The sequence below is a fragment of the Streptomyces sp. NPDC001903 genome (assembly GCF_042891345.1).
In the GTDB taxonomy this organism is placed as follows: Bacteria; Actinomycetota; Actinomycetes; order Streptomycetales; family Streptomycetaceae; genus Streptomyces.
This window is the reverse complement of sequence record NZ_JBIASZ010000013.1, coordinates 255323-273071: the sequence shown is the minus strand read 5'-3', so window position 1 is coordinate 273071 and position 17749 is coordinate 255323. Positions and strand designations below refer to the sequence as shown.

Here is a 17749-nt window from a genome sequence, read left to right as displayed (position 1 = left end):
TCGCGAAGCGACGCGACCGCAGGGAGCGCCCTTGACGGACCGGACCGACACGGAAGGACAGTGGACTGTCGGGAAACCCCCGGACTCCCTCTGACCCCGCCCGGCCGGAGTCCCCGCCCAGCCGACCCCGCCCGACAGACCGGCCCCGCCCCGCCCTGCCCAAATCCACGACACCCCCCTCCATCTTCGGCACACTGCCCGCATGGGCCTTCTCTGCGCCGCCTGCGCTTCCCTCCTCGCCTGGATCTGGCTCACCTTCGCCCAGGGCATGTTCTGGCGGACCGACGTGCGGCTTCCGCCGCGCAGCGCCCCCGGCCGGTGGCCGTCCGTCGCCATCGTGGTCCCGGCCAGGGACGAGGCCGAGGTGCTGCCGTGCAGCCTGCCCTCCCTCATCGCCCAGGACTATCCCGGCGAAGCCGAGGTCATCCTGGTCGACGACGGCAGCACCGACGGCACCGGCGACCTCGCCCGGCGGCTGGCCCGGGAAAACCCCGGCCTGCCCCTCACCGTCACCTCCCCCGGCGATCCGGCCCCCGGCTGGACCGGGAAGCTGTGGGCGCTGCGCCACGGCATCGCGCTCGCCCGTACCGCCCATGCCACCGAGCCCGAGTACCTGCTCCTCACCGACGCCGACATCGCGCACGAGCCCGACAGCCTCCGCGAGCTGGTCGCGGCCGCGACCAGCGCCGAGCTCGACCTCGTCTCGCAGATGGCCCGCCTGCGCGCCGTCAGCATCTGGGAGCGGCTCGTCGTGCCGGCCTTCGTGTACTTCTTCGCGCAGCTCTACCCCTTCCGCCGGATCAACCGCCCCACCGGCCGGACCGCCGCCGCGGCCGGCGGCTGCGTGCTGCTGCGCACCGAGGTCGCCGTCCGCGCGGGTGTCCCCGACTCCATCCGGCAGGCCGTCATCGACGACGTCTCCCTCGCCCGCGCCGTCCGCCGCTCGGGCGGCCGGATCTGGCTGGGGCTCGCGGAGCGGGTGGACAGCGTGCGCCCGTATCCCGCGCTCGGGGACCTGTGGCGGATGGTCTCGCGCAGTGCGTACGCGCAACTTCGCCACCAGCCGCTGCTGCTGGCCGGGACGGTGGCCGGGCTCGTGCTGGTCTACCTCGTCCCCCCGGCCGCGCTCCTCGCGGGGCTGGCGACCGGGCACGCCGCGACCGCGTGGGCGGGCGGGTTCGCCTGGCTGCTGATGGCGGGCACGTACCTGCCGATGCTGCGCTACTACAGGCAGCCTGCGGCACTCGCGCCACTCCTTCCGCTCACGGCCCTCCTGTACCTCCTGATGACCGTCGACTCCGCGGTTCAGCACTACCGCGGCCGCGGAGCGGCCTGGAAGGGCCGTACCTATGCCCGCCCGAGTGATGCCTGAAACGGAAAATCGCCCCCCACACCACCCCCCTCATCTATGTCATCCCAGGTCACCGCATTGTGACGCTGCGTCAGCAGCAAGTCGGTGCAACAGCCAACCGGTGAGTACGAGTAGGAACAATCCGGTGCGGAAGTGGCGAAAACGTGCACGTGAACGGGAAGTGAAGGGTGTGGCTCTGACCTGGGAATATGCAGGTCAGCGCGGTGTTCGTCACACCTCGCTATGGACCCCGTGAAGTCGTGGGCTTAACTTAGGTCCCATGACCTCCCCCCGCTCCACTTATGGCGGCGGTTACTACTCCGCGCCCTCCTTCCCGGACACCCCCATCTACGACTCCCTCGTCGCCGAACGGGGCACCCCGCAGATCGCCCCGATCCGCGTGCCGGCCGCCTACGACTCCCCCAGCTCCGGCTACTCGAGCGGTGGGTACCTCCCCGCCCTCGCCTCGTCGCTGCCCGCCCTGCCGGCCGCGCTGCCCCCGGCCATGCCGCAGCAGCAGCAAGCCCCGGCGTACGGGTACCCGTACCAGCAGCAGGCGGCACCCGTGCCGATGCCGCTGCAGCAGGCGCCCGCTCCGTACATCCCTCAGCAGCAGCCGGCCGTGGCCCGCGCGGGATACATGCAGCAGGCCCAGCCGCAGCAGCCCCGGCCGATGGCCACGGGCACCGGCTACGAGGCGATGCGGCCCGCCGCACCGCGCCCGATGCAGGTTCCGGCTCCGGTTCCGGCCGCCTCGTACGAGGACCCGTACGGCCGCCCCTACCAGGGGCGCGGCTACTGAGGGATCCGGTACCGGCAGGATCCGGTACCGACAGGCCCCGGTGCTGACAGATCCGGGGACGCTCACTGGGGCGGGCGCGGGAGCTCCTGGCAGGATGTTCCCATGTCGAACTTGTACGTCCAGGCGCTCCACATCCATCCCGTCAAGTCGGTAGCGGGGACAGCTCCCGACGAGATGGCCGTGGAGCCCTGGGGGCTGTCCGGGGACCGGCGGTGGGCACTGATCGACACCGAGGGCACGGTCATCACCCAACGCCAGCAGCCCCGGCTGGCGTTGGCCGCGGCGCGTCCGCTGGAGGGCGGCGCGGTCGCGCTGTCGGCACCCGGCATGGCCGAGCTGGCCGTGGAGGTTCCGGAGCCGGGACCGCTGGAGCCGGTCACCCTGTTCGGCAAGAAGATCGAGACGGTGGTCGCGGCGAGCGCCGCCGCCGACTGGTTCAGCGCCTACCTGGGGGTCCCGGCGCGGCTGGTGCACATGGACGACCCTGCCGTACGGCGGCCCGTCGACCCGCAGTACGCGCTGCCGGGCGAGACGGTGAGCCTCGCCGACGGCTACCCGGTGCTGCTCACGACCCTCGCGTCGCTGGACGCCCTGAACTCGCTGATCGCGCAGGGGGACCATCCCGAGGAGGGTCCGCTGCCGATGAACCGTTTCCGCCCCAATGTGGTGGTCGCCGGCGCCGAGGCGTGGGCGGAGGACGGCTGGCGGCGCATCGCGATCGGCGACGCCGTCTTCCGCGGTGCGCGGGAGTGCGGGCGGTGCATCGTCACGACCACCGACCAGGCGACGGCGGAGCGCGGCAAGGAGCCCCTCAAGACCCTGGCCCGGCACCGGCGGATCGGCAAGTCCCTGGCCTTCGGGCGGCAGCTGGTGCCGGTGCGGACGGGCACGGTGAGGGTGGGCGACGAGGTCCGCGTCCTGGAGTAGCGGGCCGGAGCCGGCGGGACCACAGGGCCGCGAGAGCGCGGCACCGCCCCCTCGGAATGACACCTTCGAGGGGCTGTGGGGGAACGCTGGAACCAAGCACCGTGAGTGGGCCGTTGGTGCAGTCGACGGCTGTGAACCCGATGTGACCGGATCGGGTGACACGGCTGCCGCGCGTCCCGGAATGCGCGTTGCCGGGGGGTGCGGGAGGCTTGGACCGCAGGCAGACGGAGGCAAAGGGGGTGCCGGACCGTGTGGACAGCAACGGGTGTGTGGCGTTGGCGGCGCAATCCACTGCGCCGGCCGACTGATCTCTTCGAGGCGTGGGTGGCGTTCGCCGCGCTGGTGTGCGTGCTGCTGGTGGCTCCGGCCGTCGGCACGGTCGCGGGCCTGGAGGTGGACGGCACGCTGCAGCGGGCCGCGCGCGAGCAGCGGCAGGAGCGGTACCTCGTCCCGGCGGTGGTGGTCCGGCCGGCCGCGGAGCCGTCCGCGGGGACGGAGGCCGATCCGTCGGCGCAGCGGCAGACGCCGCAGCGCACGCAGATCGTCGCGTCCTGGACGGCGCCCGACGGCAGCAGCCACCAGGGCACGGTGCCGGCTGCGGAGGAACCGCCGCAGGCGGGCGACCGGTTCCGGATATGGACCGATACGCAGGGCCGGCTCGTGGGGCGTCCCCTCGACGAGGCCTCGGCGAGCGTCCACGCGGCGGTGGTGGGCCTGGCCGCCGCGCTCGGCGCGGCCGCGCTGGTGGAGACGGTTCGCCGCCTCGTCGTACGAAGGCTCATGCATCGTCGGTACATGCGGCTGGACCGCGCGTGGGCGGCGGCGGGACCGGACTGGGGGCGGGCGGGCGCGGGCAGCTGACCTGGCATCTCACCGGCTCCGCGCGCGCTACGGTGGTGCGGCCAGAGTCGGTCGCCGCCAAGGCGGTGGTCGGCGGCGGTGGTTTCCGCCGCTTCGATGGCACGAGCACGAGCACGAGGGCGGGGGCGCGACAGCACCATGGCACAGGGCACGGTCCAGGTGACGCACGGCGGGTCTTCGCGGTGGCGGCGCCGCTCCGGTGAGTATCCGACGCTGGCCGCCGCACTCGCCGTCGCGGGCGACGGGGACGTGCTGTCCATCGCTCCCGGCACCTATCGGGAGAACCTGGTGCTCAACCATGCCGTGACCCTGCGCGGGCCGGAGGGCTCGGTGGGTTCGGTGCGGATCGCGCCGCTCGACGGGGTCGCGCTGACGGTGCGCGCCTCGGCCCTGGTCCAGGACCTGCACCTGGAGGGGCAGGACCGGGCGGCCCCGGCGCTGCTGGTCGAGGAGGGCTCGCCCGAGCTCACCGATCTGCGGGTCAGCACCCGGTCCGCGGCGGGCATCGAGGTGCGCGGCGGGGCCCGGCCCCTGGTGCGGCGGTGCACGGTGGAGAATCCGGCGGGCGTCGGGATCGCCGTCCTGGACGGCGGCGGCGGGGTGTTCGAGGAGTGCGAGGTGGTGGCCGCCGGACAGACCGGGGTCTCCGTCCGCGGCGGCGGGCGGCCGCGGCTGGAGCGCTGCCGGATCCACCACGCGTCGGGGGCGGGCATCGCCGTCACCGGCGAGGGTTCCGGCCTGGAGGCGCTCGGCTGCGAGGTGTACGAGATCAAGGGCACGGGTGTGCAGATCGCCGCGCGTGCGGCGGCCCGCCTCACCGACTGCTCGGTGCACCGCACGTCGACGGACGGGGTCACCCTCGACACGGACGCGGTGCTCACGCTCGCCGGCTGCGACATCCACGACATTCCGGAGAACGCGGTGGACCTGCGCTCCCGTTCGGTGCTCACGCTCAGCCGCACCACCGTGCGCCGGTTCGGCCGCAACGGCCTGTCGGTGTGGGATCCGGGCACCCGGGTGGATGCCGAGTCCTGCGAGATCCATGACAGTACGGGTGACTATCCGGCGGTGTGGATCAGCGACGGGGCCACCGCCTCGCTGAGCTCCTGCCGGGTGCACGATGTACCGGACGCGGTGTTCGTACTGGACCGGGGCTCACGCGCGGACGTGGTCGACAGCGATCTCTCCCAGGTGCGCAACACGGCTGTCTCGGTGAGCGACGGGGCCACCGCGCAGGTGGACGACTGCCGGATCCGGGAGGCGGCGACGGGGGCCTGGTTCCGCGACCACGGCAGCGGCGGCACCCTCGCCAACTGCACGATCGACGCGGTCCAGACGGGGGTGATCGTCACCAAGGGCGCCGACCCCGCGCTGGAGCGGTGCACGGTCAGCTCCCCCTCCGAGGCCGGGTTCTACGTGTCGGCGGGTGGCCGCGGGAGTTTCCAGTCCTGCCGGGTGACGGGCAGTTCCGGCTTCGGATTCCACGTCATCGACGGCTGCCGCACCACGCTGACCCGCTGCCACACCGAGCGCTGTGCGCGCGGGGGTTACGAGTTCGCGGAGGACGGGCCGATCGCCGAGGACTGCACCAGCGACGAGTCCGGTTCGCGGCTCGCCGCCCAGTCGGCGGGCGCCGGGGCCGGGGCCCTCGCCGGTGAGCGCGCGGGGATCCGTACGGTCGGCGCGGTCGGGGGCCCGGCGGCGGAGGCGGCGCAGGTGCCAGCCCCGCGCGCCGTGGAGGAGGCGGACCGGGAGTCGCAGGGGGCGGGGCGCGGCTCCGGCGAGGTGCTGGGGCAGCTGGACGGGCTGGTGGGCCTGGAGAGCGTCAAGCGCGAGGTGCGGGCGCTGACCGACATGATCGAGGTGGGCCGGCGGCGGCAGCAGGCGGGCCTCAAGGCCGCCTCGGTCCGGCGCCATCTGGTGTTCACCGGCAGCCCCGGTACGGGCAAGACGACGGTGGCCAGGCTGTACGGGGAGATCCTGGCGTCGCTGGGGGTCCTGGAGCGCGGCCACCTCGTCGAGGTCTCGCGGGTCGACCTGGTGGGCGAGCACATCGGTTCCACGGCGATCCGGACCCAGGAGGCGTTCGACCGGGCGCGCGGCGGGGTGCTGTTCATCGACGAGGCGTACGCGCTGGCCCCGGAGGACTCGGGGCGGGACTTCGGGCGCGAGGCGATCGACACCCTGGTGAAGCTCATGGAGGACCACCGGGACGCGGTCGTGGTGATCGTCGCCGGGTACACGGCGGAGATGGACCGGTTCCTGACCGTCAATCCGGGTGTGGCCTCGCGGTTCTCCCGGACCATCACCTTCGGGGACTACGGGCCGCAGGAGTTGCTGCGGATCGTGGAGCAGCAGGCGGAGGAGCACGAGTACCGGCTCGGGGAGGGCACGGAGAAGGCACTGCTGACGTACTTCACGGAGCTGCCGAAGGGGCCGGCCTTCGGCAACGGCCGCACGGCGCGGCAGACCTTCGAGTCGATGGTCGAACGCCATGCGGGCCGGGTGGCCCAGCTGTCGGATCCCGGCACGGACGAACTCACCCTCCTGTTCCCGGAGGATCTCCCGACTCTGCCGGCGCTGCCGACGCCTTGCTGACCCTGGGCCCGGGCACGCCGGGTGCGGGCGGTGGGGTCGGCGGGGCCGTTGTTGCGGGTGCCTCCGGGGCCGGTGGTGCCGGAGCCGGGGCGGCGTTCCGGGCGCGGCGGGCCGGTCCGGCCAGCCGGGCCAGGAGCGCGTCGCGCTCGGCGGCGAAGGCCGGGTCGGCCTGGTAGTCGAAGTGCCCGAGGATCGGCGCGGGCAGCGGGTAGCGGGCGCTGCGCCCGTAGGCGAGCGGGTCGGCCAACGGCCCCCGGTCGACGGAGCCGGCGTCGCCGGGGGCGGCAGCGGCGGCCGATCCCGACGGGGTCGGGCGGTCGGCGGGCGGGAGGACCGGGCCGCCGATGGGGTCCGTCGCGCGCCAGAGGTTGCGCCAGCAGTCGATGTCGGCGTGCAGCGCGGCGAGGGGGACGGGGCCGAAGTACGCCGGGAACCAGCGGCCGTAGAGCCGCCGCAGCGGGGAACCGTACGTGAGCAGCGCGACCCGGCCGCGGACGTGCGGCGGCAGCTGCCAGACGGCGGCGGCCGCGAGGACGCTGCCCTGCGAGTGCCCGGAGATGACCAGGCGGCCGCCGGTGCGGCCGGTCCAGCCGGCCATCCGCCAGGTCAGGTCGGGGACGGCACGCTCGGCGTAGCAGGGCGGCGCGAACGGATGGGCGGCGCGTGGCCAGAAGGTGCCGACGTCCCAGAGCACGCCGATGGTGCGGCGGGCGGCCGGATCCCGGTAGGCGCGGCGGCCCCAGGCCACGAAGGCCGCGATGCCGAGTCCTATCAGCCAGGACCCGGCGTCCTGCGCCGCCCGGGCGGCGGTCTCCAGCAGCGGGTGGGTGCCGTGGGCCGCATCGCCCGGGACCTTCCCGCTGAGCCAGGCTCCGGCCAGTGCGCCCGCGCCGAGCAGCAGGGTGACCCCGGAGACGGCGGCCACGAACCAGGGCGCGGAGTCGGTGAGCGCGGCGGCGGCCCGGGCCCCGGCGATCCGGCGGCTGCGGTTCTCGTCGGGCGGCTCCCCCGGGTATTCGGCGGCCACCCCGGCCGCGAGCCCGCGCCGCGCGAGGATCCCCCGTACGGCGAACCAGGCCGCGAGCAGGGCCAGTACGAGGAGCAGCGGTGGCAGTACGGCGGCCTGCCAGGACAGCAGCACGGGCGGCGCGGGCACCGCGGGCACGGGAGCGGCTCCCCCACCCGGTCCGGGAACCCCCGCTCCGTCCAGCCAGTCCGCGACCCGCTGGGCGACCCCGCCGGACATCACCCCGCCGAGGGCGCAGCCGAGCATGGCGATGGCGGGACCGCCGAGCCCGTACAGCGCGGTCGCCGGGTCGGGGGCCAGCCGGTACAGCCGGACGGCGACGGCGGCCAGCAGCAGGACGCAGCAGCCCTGGCCGAGCATGAGCGCGCCGAACGCGAAGTCTCCGGGGAGCCGCCCGCCGGAGGTCCACCCGGGGCGCGACCAGGAGGCGTAGAGCAGGACGGCGGCGAGCAGCGCGAGGGCGGAGCCGGGCAGCAGCGTGACGGCGGCCCGGTCGAGGCGGTGGTCGGCCCTGTCCTCGGTGCGGCCGCGCCGGCAGACGACCCAGAGGACGGCGACGGCCCCGGCTGCGAGCGCCGCCTCCACCACCCAGCCGAGGGCTTCGAGTACGGGGGCGCCGGCGCGGCGGTCGTGACGCGCGGTGGGCGCGGCGACGGCGGCCGCGACGATCAGCAGCCCGGCGGCGGTGTGCGCGGCGCGCAGCCGGGCCACGATGCGCCGCCCGTACCAGAATCCGGGCCGTCCGAGCGCGGGCGTCCCGGCCGGCCCGGTGGCGGGGACGGCCGTGCCGGCCGGCGGGGACTGGGACTCGTACGCGCTCCACGTGCGGTTGGACAGGTACCAGAGCAGGCCCGTCAGCGCGGCCGGGACCAGTGCGCCGAGTGCCAGCCGCCTCCCCGGCTGGCCCCACCAGCCGCCCGGCTCCAGGAAAGCGAGCCAGGGCCGGGAGCCGGTGCAGGCGCCGGACCCGGCGCACTGCCAGGCGAGGAGGTCGAGCGCGACCTCGCAGGCGGCCGCGATCAGCAGCAGGGTGAGGCTGAGCGCGAGGACCCGTACGAGCACCCCGTACGTGCGCACCGCGCAGGGCGCCGGACCGGTGGCGGGCGCGGCCGGCCGGGCCCAGTGGGCGAGGTTGACCACCATGAAGGGCAGGAGCAGCAGCCACAGGGCGCGGGACCCGTTGCCGGAGGTGAGCCGGGACCAGCAGTAGGCCTCGACCACGGGCCGGCCGGCGTACCACTCGGGGTGGTCCTCGGCGTCCGCGTCCGCGGCGCGGCGGAACACGGCGGCGGTGGAGTCCCCGGTGATCCGGACGGTGCGGGGATCGCCGAGCAGCTCGTCGGGGGGTGCGCCGTGGACTCCGTGCACGCGCAGTTCGAGGGCCAGGGGCCGCGGGGGCGTGAGGAGTTCGAGGGCCAGGGGGTGCGGGGGCTGGGGAGGCTGGGGGTGGTCCGGCACTACGGCCTCCGCTCACGGGGCGGGATCGGCGCACTCCAGCATCCCGCTCTCCGGCCCTCCTGCCTAGGCCCCGTCCGGGCGACGGGCGACGGACGACCGGCGACCGGCGACCGGCTGCGGCACCCGGGGCCCGGGGCCTCGTACGCGGGCCGCAGGGGCGGCCTTCGTACGGCGGACATCTGACGGGTCGGCAGCTAAGGTACGCGGACGCACGTTCCACCGCTCACCCCCAGGAGGGACCGCCATGGCTCGCCGACTCCGCCCCGTGGGGCTGGACTTCATCGAGGACGCCCCGACCCGCCTGGTCTTCGCCGCGCGGACGGCGGCGGGGCCCGAGGCCGTGTACCGGGCCCTGGCCGAGGACGTCGAGGGGTGGCCGCGGTGGTTCCGGGCGGTGACCCTGGCCCGGCCGACGCACGGGGGCGCGGGCCGGGAGGTCCGGCTGGTCGGCGGGACCCGCTTCGAGGAGACCGTCATGGCCGCGGAGCCGGAGCGGCGCTACGCGTACCGGGTCGACGCGACCAACGCCCCCGGGATCCGGGCCCTTTTGGAGGAGTGGCGGCTCACCCCCGCCGACCCCTGCTCCGGCACCCTCGTCCAGTGGACCTTCGCGGCGGACGGCCCCGCGCCGCTCCGGCTCGCCCTCGCCGCCGCCCGTCCGGCCCTGGGGCAGTCGTTCCGGTCCGCGGTCCGGGCACTCGACGCCCGCCTGACGTCCCAGCGCCCGGCCGGCCAGTGACGCGGAGTCCGGGTCCGGGCGCAGGGCTACCGGTCAGGCCGCCGGCTCGCGCCAGACGCCGGTGGCCAGGAGGGTTTCGAGGGTCTGCGCGTACGGGGCGATGTCCAGACCCTGGGCGGCCAGCCACTCGTCCGAGTAGTACTTGTCCAGGTAGCGGTCGCCCGGGTCGCACAGCAGCGTGACCACGCTGCCCTTGCGGCCCTCGGCCACCATCTCCGAGATGATCTTCAGCGCGCTCCACACGCCCGTCCCCGTCGAGCCGCCCGCCTTGCGGCCGATGGCCTGTTCCAGGGCGCGGCAGGCGGCGACGCTCGCCGCGTCCGGCACCTTCATCATCCGGTCTATGGCCCCCGGCACGAAGCTCGGCTCCATCCGCGGCCGCCCGATGCCCTCGATGCGCGAGCCGCAATCGCTGCTCGCGTGCGGGTCGTTGTTGGTCCAGCCGTCGAAGAAGCAGGAGTTCTCCGGGTCCGGGACGCACACCCGGGTGTCGTGCTGCATGTAGTGCACGTAGCGCGCGATGGTCGCGGACGTGCCGCCCGTGCCCGCCGTCGCCACGATCCACGCGGGCTCGGGGTAACGCTCCAACCGCAGCTGCTGGTACATCGATTCCGCGATGTTGTTGTTGCCGCGCCAGTCGGTCGCCCGCTCCGCGTAGGTGAACTGGTCCATGTAGTGCCCGCCCGTGCGGGCGGCGAGCTCCGCCGACTCCTCGTACATCTTCATCGAGTCGTCCACGAAGTGGCATTCGCCGCCGTGGAATTCGATGAGCCGGCACTTCTCCGGGCTCGTCGTACGCGGCATGACGGCGATGAACGGAACGCCGATGAGCTTCGCGAAGTAGGCCTCGGAGACGGCCGTCGAGCCGGACGAGGCCTCGATGACCGGGCGCCCGGGGCGGATCCAGCCGTTGCACAGCGCGTAGAGGAAGAGCGAGCGCGCAAGGCGGTGCTTGAGGGAGCCGGTCGGGTGCGTGGACTCGTCCTTGAGGTAGAGGTCGATGCCCCATTCCTCGGGGAGCGGGAAGCGCAGCAGGTGGGTGTCGGCGGATCGGTTGGCATCGGCCTGGACCTTGCGGACGGCCTCCTTCAGCCAGGCGCGGTAGTCCGCGTCGCTACGGTCGACGTCGATTGTCGTAGCCGTCGTACCGGAGGTACGGGTGGTGCTCATGCGACTGGCTCCTTCGTGCGTTTCTTCGCCCCCTGCTTTCGCAATGTACCTCCCCCACCTGCACAAACAGTCACTTTGGGTATCTATGCGGATCGCTTTCGATCGCGTTCGGTTGCATACACGGGCACCGTGGGTGACCCTGGTGGAGCATTACTGAGGGTGCAGCACCCGTAACACTCATGTCGGGGAGTCGCAGCCGTGATCAGTCATTCACGCAGGCACTGCGTCGTCGAACTGCAGGCCTTGCCGTCCCGGATCGGCCAGATCCGAAGGATCGTTTCAGCGCAACTGCGCCACTGGCAGCTCGATCCGCTCATAGACCGGGCTGCGCTCGGCGTGACGGAGCTGCTCAGCAACGTCCACCGCCACGCGCAGCCGGACAAGACCTGCACGGTCGAGATCGAGCTGCGGCTGGGGCGGCTCACGGTCTCGGTGTACGACAGCGATCCGCGGCTTCCCGTCCTGCGGGAGGCGGCCGCGGACGCGCTGGAGACCTGCGGGCGAGGGCTCGCGCTGGTCGAGGCGGTCAGCGAGGCCTGGGGCGCGCGCAACCACGCCGACGGCCCCGGCAAGGTGGTGTGGTTCTCGCTCCGCGCCGCCCCGGTCGCCGGCGCTTCCAGACCCGTACGGGAGCCCGCGCCGACGGTGGTGGTGGCCGTCGACCCGGGTGCCGTACCGACGGCCGTGCCGGTGGTGGCCTCGGTCGGCGCCAGGCCCGGGTAGGGGTTCCGCGGCCGCACCCCGGGCCCGGGAGCGCCGGCACCGCCGGCACCGCGGGGCTGCGGCCGGCCCGAGCCGAGCCGAGCCGGGGCAGGGCAGGACGGGACGGGCGGGGCGGTCTAGGCCGCCGCCCCGAGCGTGCCCAGGGGGTCGTCCAGGACCGGCTGCCAGGCCAGTTCCGCGGCGCCCACCAGGCTGTTGTGGTCCAGGGTGCAGGGCAGGATCGGCACGCCCCCGCTGCGACCCCACAGGCTGCGGTCCGCGACCACCGCGCGCAGCCGCTCCGGGTCCGCGTGCAGGAGCTCCCGGTGCAGCCCGCCGAGGATGATCCGGTCCGGGTTCAGGATGTTCACCAGCCCCGCGAGGCCCAGGCCCAGCCGGTCGATGAGCTCCTCGGCGGCCGCCCGCACCGCCGGCTCCGCGTACTCCTCGTGCAGCAGGTCGCGCGCCTGCTGGAGCAGCGACACCTCCGGGCCCGGGACGCGGCCCGCCGCGGTGAGGAAGGCCAGCGGATCGGCCTCCACGTCCAGACAGCCGCGGCTGCCGCAGTGGCAGGGCCGGCCCTCCGGGTTCACGGTGAGGTGGCCGACCTCCAGGGCCAGCCCGGAACTCCCGCTGTGCAGGCGGCCGTCCAGCACGAGCGCGCCGCCGACCCCGCGGTGGCCGGTGGCCACGCACAGCAGGTGCTGGGCGCTGCGGCCCGCGCCGTGCCGGTGCTCGGCGAGCGCGGCGAGGTTGACGTCGTTCCCGGTCAGGGCCGGTCCGTCGATCCCGGCCGCCTTCACGCACTCGGTGAAGATGGCCCGTACGGGAGACCCCGCCGGCCAGGCCAGGTGCAGCGGGTTCAGTGCCGTACCGTCCGGCTCCGCGACCGCCGACGGCACCGCGAGCCCCGCACCGATGCAGCGGCGGCCGGTCTCGGCGAGCAGCTCCGCGCCCGCCGCCACGACCTCGCCGAGCACCTGCGCCGGGTCCTCGGAGACGGTGACCTTGCCGGGGGCGGTGGCCACGATCCGGCCGCCGAGGCCGACCAGCGCGGCCCGGAACCCGTCCGAGTGCACCTGCGCGGCCAGCGCCACGGGGCCGTTCTCGTCGATGGAGAGCCGGTGCGAGGGGCGGCCCTGGGTGCCGCCCGCGCCGCCCGGGCGGGAGTCGACGCGGATCAGACCGAGCGCCTCCAGTTCGGCGGCGACCGCCCCGGCGGTGGCCCGGGTGACGCCGAGCTCCGCGGTCAGGACGGCTCGGGTCGGGGCCCGGCCCGTGTGGACGAGCTCCAGAGCCGGACCGAGGGCGCCGCGGCCCCGCTCCAGCTTGGTCCTCGCCGAGGCCGAGGGCGCAGCCGAAGCCGAAGCCGAGGCCGCAGAAGACGCCGCGGACACCGTGGTCGCATCCCCCACCCGCGGCGGGGCCCCGTTGCCGTTCATGACAGCGATCCTCGCATGATCGGCGGTGTGCCCGGCGCCGCCGATCAGTCGGGGGCCGTCCCGAGGCCGCCGACCCGCAGGGTGATGTTCAGCCGCCCGGTCAGCCCGAGCCCCGGCGGGGCCGTGCCGGGCAGGACCTTCGGCACCCCGTGATAGGCCATCCGGGCCGGCCCGCCGAAGACGAACAGATCCCCGCTGCGCAGCCGGACGTCCTGGTACGGGCGGCCGCGCGAGGCGGTGTTGCCGAAGCGGAAGACGCAGGTATCGCCGAGGCTGAGGGAGACCACCGGAGCCCCGGACTTCTCCTCGGCGTCCCGGTGCATGCCCATGCGGGAGTCGCCGTCGTAGAAGTTGATCAGCGCGATGTCGTACACGTACGGAGCCGCGGCCACCGCCCCGCCCGCAGCCGCGTCGCGGTTCCCGGCTCCGGCTCCGGCTCCGGCTCCGGCCGGCGAGGGTCCGCCGTACGCCGCCGCCACCGCCTCCCGGCCCAGCTCCGCGAGCCAGCCGGGCAGCGGCTTGACCGGTGCCCCGTCGCCGTCCACGGCGGTCCTGGCGTAGCCGTACGGATACCAGTGCAGCCCGAGGCACACCTGGCGCGCGGTCATCGTGCCGCCGCCGGGTGTCCGTACGGTGCGCAGGCCCGCCGGCGGGCGCGCCCAGGCGCGGCAGGCGTCGAGCAGCTCCCGCTGGCGCCCGGGGCCGAGCCAGTCGGGCACGTGCACGGCGCCCGGGGCGATCTCGGTCCGCTCGCGCGGGAAGAGTTCCCCGCCGGCCGGGAAGAGTTCCCCGTCCATGGCTCCATTCTCACCGGTACGGCCGGCGGCCGGTGCGACACTGCCCGCATGAAGATCTCGGAGTATGTGGAGACCCTTGCCCGGGAAGGCGAGTTGCTCGCCGAGACCGCCGAGAGGGCGGGTACCGAGGCCCCCGTGCCCACCTGTCCGGGGTGGCGGGTCACCGATCTGCTGCGGCACACGGGCGCGGTGCACCGGTGGGCCGCCGGGTACGTCGGGGACGCGCTCCTGGAGCCGGGTCCGTTCCCGGACGCCCCGGAGCTGGCCGGCGCCGAGCTGCTCGCCTGGTACCGGGAGGGGCACGAGGCCCTCGTCCGGACGCTGACCGAGGCTCCGGCGGACGTGCAGTGCTGGACCTTCCTGCCTACGGCCGCACCGTCGCCGCTGGCGTTCTGGGCGCGCCGGCAGGCGCACGAGACGGCCGTCCACCGGATGGACGCGGAGTCCGCGCTCGGCGTGGTCTACGCGCCGGTGGCGCCGGAGTTCGCCGAGGACGGGGTGGACGAGCTGCTGACCGGCTTCCACGCGCGGCCGCGCAGCCGGATGCGGACGGAGGAGCCGCGGGTGATGCGGGTCCGCGCCGCCGACACGGGCGCGGTGTGGACCGTACACCTGTCGCCGGAGCCGCCCCGTACGGTCTCGGGCGACACGGGCGACCCGGCGGACTGCGAGGTGATCGGGACGGCTTCGTGGCTGTACGCGGCGCTGTGGAACCGGCTCCCGCTGATGGGCCCGGGGGTGACCGGGGACGAGGCGCTGGCCCGGCAGTGGGCGGAGACGGCCGGCGTCGGCTGACGCGCGGGGTCGGCTGACGGGGTCCGGGGCGGGCGGTCGAAGCGGGCTCGAGGCACTCTTGTGACGGTGCGGTACGGGCTGTGACACTGCGTTCATGGGGCGACGTACGCAGGCGGATCGCGACGCGATCACGATAGAGATCGGCTACGCGTTCGTCAGCGGTTGCTTCGCGGCCGCACTCGTCTTCGGGGCGGTGTACGGCCCCGCCCTGGCCTTCGACCTCTCCCCCGCCGTCGACGCGGCGCTGACGGTGGCGGCGGGGGTCCTGGCAGGGGTCGTGTTCCTGATCCGGATCACCCACGTCCTGTGGCGCTTCGCCCGCCGCCCGGAGGACGGCGGCCGCTGACCGCTGCGCCCCGGCCGCCGGGCGCCGCACCCCCGGCCGCCGGGCGCCGCACCCCGGCCTCCCGCGCCGTGTCCCCGCAGCGGGGCGTCTCGTCCGTCAGCCCAGGGTGGCGGCGTACAGCGTCTGGCTGCGGTACTTCCAACCCGGGGACTCGTCCCACGGGTTGGGCATCCGCGTACCGGTCGCGTAGGCGTAGCCGGCGCCGCGCTCGAAGGCGGTGCGGAGGGTGGAGCGCATGGCGGTCGTGTCCGGGACGGCGTGGACGAGGTGCCAGAACGCCGTGCCGGTCGGGTCGAGTTCCGTACCGGCCCGGTAGCCCCCCGCGTCCGAGAAAACGTTCCCTCCGAGCCAGCCGCCTCCCGTGTACGCGGAGTACGTGTCCTCGAAGGTGACGAACACGTCCGCGGTGCGGTGGCCCGGCTCCAGGTAGCAGTCGGCGATCGCGGTGCCGGGGTTGTCGACCACGAGGTCGGCGGCCGTGGGGTCCGCGGCGTTCATGGTGTCCTGCACGTACTCGCGCAGCCGCTCGTAGTGGTCGCGGGTGGCGTTTGCGGGGCCGCAGTCGCGGCTGACGACGTCGAAGAAGATGCCGTCCACGTGCAGGCGGCCGTCGCGGGTCTTCAGGTAGTTGTCGACGGAGGCCTTGACGGCGTCGACGTCCCGGTTGCCGTGGTCCGTGTGGACGTAGCCGAGGACCTTGGTCTTCTCGCCGGTGGCGGTGGTTCCGGCCCGCAGTGCGTCGGCGCGGGCCTGCCAGCGGGCGTCGAAGGGGGCGTCGCCGTTGCCCGGGTTGAGGACGACCACGGAGACGGCGGGCGTGGTGGCGACGAGGTCGCCGAGCATGCGGTCACCGGCCCATGCGTACGCGGGGACGGCGATCTCCAGGCCCCGCACGCCGGCTATCCGGGGTCTCGGGGCGGGGGCGGCGTCCTCGGCCACCGTGCCGGCCGAGGCGGGCACGGCGGGCGCGGGGGCGGCCAGTAAGGAAGTGACCAGGACGGCGTACAGGGCCTTCACGGCGCGGGCCACGGCTGTTCCTCCGGCAAGGGGCGGGGGCAGGAGCACGACCCGAAGAACACTAGACGGGCCCCCGTTCGGTGAAAGCCGAACCACTCGCATTGATGTGAGGAACAGACAAGCGATCCGTCACCTCATCATGTGAATCACATGCGCCATGCGGCCATGCGGCCGTACGGGCGGCCGTGTGGGCGGGCCGGCGTACGGGCGTACGGCGGCGCGGGCGGTCACACGGCGGGCAGCCCGACCCCGTGGGCCAGTTGGCCCGCGGCGTGCGCGAAGAAGGCGGCCCGGTCCTCCACGACCCGGTTGAACTGGCCGAACAGCTCGAACGAGATGAGGCCGACCAACTGCGCCCAGGCCGCGACCAGGGCCGCGGTGACCTCCGGGGGCAGCCCTTCGGCGAAGTCGGCGGTCATCCGGGCGGCTTCGGGGCGCAGGGCCGCGGGGAGCGGCGGCAGCGCGAGGCCCCGGCCGGAGTGGGCGGCCCGGACGATGCCGATGAAGGTGTTGCCGACGCGGGAGGCGGGGGCGACGGTGTCCATGGGGGCGCTGTAGCCGGGGACCGGGGATCCGTAGATCAGGGAGTACTCGTGCGGGTGGTCCAGGGCCCAGGCGCGGACGGCCTCGCAGACGGCCGTCCAGCGCTCGCGGGGCGGGGCGCCGGCGGCGAGGGCGCGGGCGTCGGCCTTCTCGGCGGCGGCGCCGACGCTGTCGTAGGCATCGACGATGAGGGCGGTGAGCAGCTCGTCGCGGCTGGGGAAGTAGCGGTAGAGGGCCGAGGAGACCATGCCCAGCTCGCGGGCCACGGCGCGCAGCGAGAGCTTGGCGGCGCCCTCGGCGACGAGCATGCGGCGCGCCTCGTCCTTGATGGCGGCGGTGACCTCGATACGGGCCCGCTCCCGGGCCCCGCGCACGGTACTCATACGAGCAGTGTGCCAGAGATCAGAGCACTGCCCAAAAATCGGATCGTTGCTCCATTCAGAGAGCAATGCTCTTGTTTTGGAGCGGCAATCCGTGCACACTGATCTCAAGCGAGAGCACCGCTCTCCCAATGACCCCGGAGCAGACCATGAACGCGCCCACCCCGTACTACGTCCAGGCCAGCCCGCTCGCCACCCGCTTCAACTCCCTCTTCGGGAAGCTGGCCCGGCTCGGCATCAGCCTGGCCGGCTCCGCCGAGCTGTCGGTGCGCGGTCGCAAGTCCGGCCAGATGCAGCGGATCCCGGTCAACCCGCACCGGTACCAGGGCGAGCAGTACCTGGTCTCGGCGCGCGGCCACTCGCAGTGGGTGCGCAACATGCGGGTGGCGGGCGGCGGGGAGCTGCGCGTGGGCCGCAAGGTGCGCACCTTCACGGTCACGGAGATCACCGACCCGGTGCAGAAGGCCGCCGTGCTGCGCACCTACCTGGAGAAGTGGGGCTGGGAGGTCAACCGGTTCTTCCAGGGCGTCACGGCCCGGTCCACCGACGCGGAGCTCCAGGCCACCGCCGGCGACCACCCGGTCTTCCGCATCACGGTGACGAACTGACGCCCCGGGCACCCGGCGCACCCGCGGGCCCCACCCCGCGCCGCACCCCGCCCGAACCCACCCGGCCCGCCCGGCCCGCCCCGCGCAAAAGCAGCGGCGGCCCTGCCCGGACACCGGGCAAGACCGCCACCATGATCAGTACGCCGGCCGGGCAGAGCCCCGCCGCCGCACCCGCACCCATTCCTC

The 17749-nt window shown here is 74.4% G+C and carries 16 protein-coding genes; 10 read left to right on the top strand and 6 right to left on the bottom strand.

Annotated elements, in window-relative coordinates:
• Positions 1 to 202: 202 nt before the first annotated feature.
• The 5 genes from ACFYZS_RS27455 to ACFYZS_RS27435 all read left to right on the top strand — a co-directional run bounded on the left by ACFYZS_RS27455 (position 203) and on the right by ACFYZS_RS27435 (position 6539).
• Positions 203 to 1372, top strand: a complete 1170-nt coding sequence (locus tag ACFYZS_RS27455; protein ID WP_389017868.1) for a glycosyltransferase — start codon at positions 203 to 205, stop codon at positions 1370 to 1372.
• A gap of 259 nt (positions 1373 to 1631) precedes the next feature.
• Positions 1632 to 2153 (top strand): DUF6643 family protein, encoded by a 522-nt coding sequence (locus ACFYZS_RS27450; protein ID WP_389017865.1) that lies wholly within the window; start codon positions 1632 to 1634, stop codon positions 2151 to 2153.
• A gap of 102 nt (positions 2154 to 2255) precedes the next feature.
• Positions 2256 to 3080 (top strand): MOSC domain-containing protein, encoded by an 825-nt coding sequence (locus ACFYZS_RS27445; RefSeq protein ID WP_389017862.1) that lies wholly within the window; start codon positions 2256 to 2258, stop codon positions 3078 to 3080.
• A gap of 249 nt (positions 3081 to 3329) precedes the next feature.
• On the top strand, positions 3330 to 3941 hold the full coding sequence (locus ACFYZS_RS27440) for a hypothetical protein (protein WP_389017860.1): 612 nt from the start codon (positions 3330 to 3332) through the stop codon (positions 3939 to 3941).
• Positions 3942 to 4079: 138 nt separating this feature from the next.
• On the top strand, positions 4080 to 6539 hold the full coding sequence (locus ACFYZS_RS27435) for a right-handed parallel beta-helix repeat-containing protein (protein WP_389017857.1): 2460 nt from the start codon (positions 4080 to 4082) through the stop codon (positions 6537 to 6539).
• Here the strand turns inward: ACFYZS_RS27435 and ACFYZS_RS27430 are convergent.
• Positions 6481 to 8985: a hypothetical protein gene (locus tag ACFYZS_RS27430; protein WP_389017928.1), complete on the bottom strand. Its 2505-nt coding sequence runs from the start codon at positions 8983 to 8985 to the stop codon at positions 6481 to 6483. The genes ACFYZS_RS27435 and ACFYZS_RS27430 overlap by 59 nt on opposite strands.
• Before the next feature lie 283 nt (positions 8986 to 9268).
• Between ACFYZS_RS27430 and ACFYZS_RS27425 the strand changes: the two genes are divergently transcribed.
• The gene (locus ACFYZS_RS27425) at positions 9269 to 9763 is read left to right on the top strand and encodes an SRPBCC family protein (protein WP_389017854.1); all 495 of its coding nucleotides are present in this window, start codon (positions 9269 to 9271) and stop codon (positions 9761 to 9763) included.
• A gap of 33 nt (positions 9764 to 9796) precedes the next feature.
• On the opposite strand, the gene ACFYZS_RS27420 is transcribed toward ACFYZS_RS27425, so the two are convergent.
• Positions 9797 to 10933, bottom strand: a complete 1137-nt coding sequence (locus tag ACFYZS_RS27420) for a PLP-dependent cysteine synthase family protein (protein WP_389017851.1) — start codon at positions 10931 to 10933, stop codon at positions 9797 to 9799.
• 198 nt (positions 10934 to 11131) lie between these two features.
• Here ACFYZS_RS27420 and ACFYZS_RS27415 point away from each other — a divergent pair, with 198 nt between their 5' ends.
• Entirely contained in the window at positions 11132 to 11656 is a 525-nt protein-coding gene (locus tag ACFYZS_RS27415; RefSeq protein ID WP_389017848.1) for an ATP-binding protein, read from the top strand.
• A 116-nt stretch (positions 11657 to 11772) separates the two neighbouring features.
• On the opposite strand, the gene ACFYZS_RS27410 is transcribed toward ACFYZS_RS27415, so the two are convergent.
• Positions 11773 to 13077, bottom strand: a complete 1305-nt coding sequence (locus tag ACFYZS_RS27410) for an ROK family protein (protein ID WP_389017845.1) — start codon at positions 13075 to 13077, stop codon at positions 11773 to 11775.
• A 44-nt stretch (positions 13078 to 13121) separates the two neighbouring features.
• Positions 13122 to 13874 (bottom strand): alpha-ketoglutarate-dependent dioxygenase AlkB family protein, encoded by a 753-nt coding sequence (locus ACFYZS_RS27405; RefSeq protein ID WP_389017842.1) that lies wholly within the window; start codon positions 13872 to 13874, stop codon positions 13122 to 13124.
• Between the two features lie 48 nt (positions 13875 to 13922).
• Here ACFYZS_RS27405 and ACFYZS_RS27400 point away from each other — a divergent pair, with 48 nt between their 5' ends.
• Entirely contained in the window at positions 13923 to 14669 is a 747-nt protein-coding gene (locus ACFYZS_RS27400) for a maleylpyruvate isomerase family mycothiol-dependent enzyme (RefSeq protein ID WP_389017839.1), read from the top strand.
• 94 nt (positions 14670 to 14763) lie between these two features.
• Positions 14764 to 15015, top strand: coding sequence for a DUF6332 family protein (locus tag ACFYZS_RS27395; protein WP_389017836.1), 252 nt, complete (start codon positions 14764 to 14766; stop codon positions 15013 to 15015).
• A gap of 96 nt (positions 15016 to 15111) precedes the next feature.
• Here the strand turns inward: ACFYZS_RS27395 and ACFYZS_RS27390 are convergent, their stop codons facing one another.
• Together ACFYZS_RS27390 and ACFYZS_RS27385 are read right to left on the bottom strand one after the other, a co-directional pair.
• The gene (locus tag ACFYZS_RS27390) at positions 15112 to 16044 is read right to left on the bottom strand and encodes a spherulation-specific family 4 protein (RefSeq protein ID WP_389017833.1); all 933 of its coding nucleotides are present in this window, start codon (positions 16042 to 16044) and stop codon (positions 15112 to 15114) included.
• A 215-nt stretch (positions 16045 to 16259) separates the two neighbouring features.
• Entirely contained in the window at positions 16260 to 16958 is a 699-nt protein-coding gene (locus ACFYZS_RS27385) for a TetR/AcrR family transcriptional regulator (protein ID WP_389017830.1), read from the bottom strand.
• A 146-nt stretch (positions 16959 to 17104) separates the two neighbouring features.
• On the opposite strand from ACFYZS_RS27385, the gene ACFYZS_RS27380 reads away from it, so the two are divergent.
• Complete coding sequence (locus ACFYZS_RS27380; protein ID WP_389017827.1) at positions 17105 to 17563, top strand: nitroreductase/quinone reductase family protein; 459 nt, start codon at positions 17105 to 17107, stop codon at positions 17561 to 17563.
• Positions 17564 to 17749 lie beyond the last annotated feature (186 nt).